This window comes from Nocardia sp. NPDC004722, from assembly GCF_053601505.1.
In genome coordinates, this window is sequence record NZ_JBSGBY010000873.1 from 1 (window position 1) to 2,632 (window position 2,632).

The 2,632-nt window shown below is 70.2% G+C and carries 2 protein-coding genes and 1 pseudogene; all 3 read left to right on the forward strand.

The genetic code is table 11. From position 1 onward, the window contains the following. Positions 1-782 (forward strand): annotated as a pseudogene (locus ACWELQ_RS43305) (glutamyl-tRNA reductase); the annotation flags it as partial. A gap of 8 nt (positions 783-790) precedes the next feature. After that, positions 791-1,819 (forward strand): hydroxymethylbilane synthase, encoded by a 1,029-nt coding sequence (hemC, locus tag ACWELQ_RS43310; protein ID WP_452402785.1) that lies wholly within the window; start codon positions 791-793, stop codon positions 1,817-1,819. Next, positions 1,816-2,632: uroporphyrinogen-III C-methyltransferase (locus ACWELQ_RS43315; RefSeq protein WP_452402784.1), on the forward strand; the 817-nt coding region annotated here is incomplete at its 3' end. The genes hemC and ACWELQ_RS43315, both read left to right, overlap by 4 nt.

The window sequence follows — 2,632 nt, forward strand, 5'->3', positions numbered from 1 at the left end:
CGAAGATCCTGGTGGTGAACCGGACGCTGGAAAAGGCGCAGCGCCTGGCCAATACGGCGACCGCCATGCACGGCGTGGCCGCCGAGGCCATGCAGATCGACCGGCTGGACGAGGCGATGGCCGCCGCGGACGTGGTGGTCACCTGTACCGGCGCGGTCGGCACCGTGGTGACGCTCGCCGATGTGCATCACGCGCTGGCGGCCAAGGCCGGAACCGCCGCCGGGACACGCGAACTGGTCATCTGCGATCTGGGCCTGCCCCGCGATGTGGACCACGCGGTGGCCGGGCTGCCCGGCGTGACCGTGATCGACATGGAGACGCTGCAGCGCGATCCGTCGGCCGGCGCGGCCGCCGACGACACCGCCGCCGCGCGCACCATCGTCGCCGACGAACTCGCCAAATACCTTGCCGGACAGCGCATGGCCGAGGTCACCCCGACCGTGGCGGCGCTGCGGCAGATGGCCGCCGACGTGGTCGAGGCCGAACTGCTACGCCTGGATTCCCGACTACCGGGACTGGAATCCACCGATCGCGAGGAAGTGGCCCGTACCGTGCGACGGGTGGTCGACAAGCTGCTGCACGCGCCGACCGTGCGGGTCAAGCAGTTGGCGTCCACGCCGGGCGGGGACAGCTACGCCGAGGCGCTGCGCGAGCTTTTCGAGCTCAAACCCGGTGCGGCACAAGCGGTTGCCGCGCCGATGGAGATCTCCGCCCTGCAGGGCGAACTGGCGGACGATTTCACCGCCGCCCACCCGGGTGAGGAACAGGGGCCGACCGCATGACCGGAGCTATGGTGCACGAGAACGAGACAACGATCCGCGGGACATCCGATGCCCCGTGGCGCATCGGTACCCGCGGTAGTCTGCTGGCCCTCACCCAGGCCGGGCATGTGCGCGACGCCCTGATCGCCAATGGTCAGCAGGCCGAGCTGGTGATCGTGAAGACCGCCGGTGACCAGAACGCCACCGACCCGGTGTCGAAGATCGGCGTCGGTGTCTTCACCGCCGCGCTGCGTGAGGAATTGGCCGCGGGCGCCGTCGATATCGCGGTGCACTCGTACAAGGATCTGCCGACCGCGCAGGACCCGCTGTTCAATATCGCGGCGATTCCGCCCCGCCAGGATCCGCGTGACGCGCTCGTCGCGCGCGACGGCCTGGTGCTGGGCGAGCTGCCCGCGGGCGCGAAGGTCGGCACGTCGGCGCCGCGCCGGGGCGCGCAGTTGAAGGCGCTGGGCCTCGGCATCGAGATCGTGCCGCTGCGCGGCAATCTCGACACCCGGATTTCCAAGGTTGTCAACGGTGAACTGGATGCCGTCGTGGTGGCGCGGGCCGGGCTGGCCCGCATCGACCGGCTGGACGCCGTCACCGAATCGCTCGAGCCGGTGCAGATGCTGCCCGCCCCGGCCCAGGGTGCGCTGGCGGTCGAATGCCGCAGCGAGGACACCGAACTCGTGACCATCCTGTCCGCCCTCGACGATGCCGGGACCCGGGCCGCGATCACCGCGGAGCGGGCGTTGCTGGCCGAACTGGAGGCCGGCTGCACCGCACCGATCGGTGCGCTCGCCGAGGTCGTCGAATCGCTCGACGATGACGGCCGGGTGGTGGAGGAACTGTCGCTGCGCGGGTGCGCGGCGGCGATCGATGGCTCGGATGTGATCCGGGCTTCAGTGGTCGGCTCAGTGGCGGATGCCGAGAAACTGGGTCGCGCACTGGCGCGTGAGCTCTTGGAGCTGGGGGCGCGCGAACTGCTCAGCGTGACAGAGGAATCCGCTGAGACCGACGACGACCGCAATCCCAGCCCAATGGAGAACCAAGGATGAGCCGAGTGACGAAGAAGAATCCCGGTCGGATCCTTTTCGTGGGGTCCGGGCCCGGCGATCCGGCGCTGCTCACCGTGCGTGCCCGGGAGGTGATCGGCCGGGCGACGCTGGCGTTCACCGATCCCGATGTCGACAAGGGCGTGCTCGCCCTGATCGGCACCGCGGTCGAGGAGGATCCGGACGGTACCCGTCCCGTCGACGTGCGCCCCGCGCTGGGTGACGCCGCCGAGGTGGCGAAGACCCTGATCGCCGAGGCGCGCAACGGCTCCGACGTGGTGCGGCTGGTGTCCGGCGACCCGATGACCACCGATTCGGTCATCCAGGAGATCAACGCCGTCACCCGCTCGCATCTGAACTTCGAGGTGCTGCCGGGTCTTTCGGCCGGCAGCACCGTGCCCGCCTACGCGGGCATCGAGCTGGGCTCGAGCCACTCCGAAGTGGATGTGCGCGGCGAGGTGGACTGGGCGGCCGTGGCGGCCGCGCCGGGACCGCTGGTGCTGCATGCCACCTCCGGGCATCTGGCCGAGACCGCTTCCGCGCTGGTGGAACACGGTATGGCGCCGCAGACGCCGGTCGCGGTGACCGTGCGCGGCACCACCCGGCAGCAGCGCACCATCGACGCCACGCTGGCGACGCTGAACAATGCCGCTTCCGAACTGGTCGGGCCGCTGGTGGTCACGGTCGGCAAGGAAGTGGAGCGCCGCGCCAAGACTTCCTGGTGGGAGTCGCGGGCTCTCTACGGCTGGACCGTCCTGGTGCCGCGCACCAAGGAGCAGGCCGGTGAGATGAGCGAGAAGCTCGTCAACCACGGCG

Bases quoted from the DNA above. Each gene is read 5' to 3' on its own strand.
- hemC (WP_452402785.1), top strand. From the start codon at position 791: ATGGTGCACGAGAACGAGACAACGATCCGCGGGACATCCGATGCCCCG.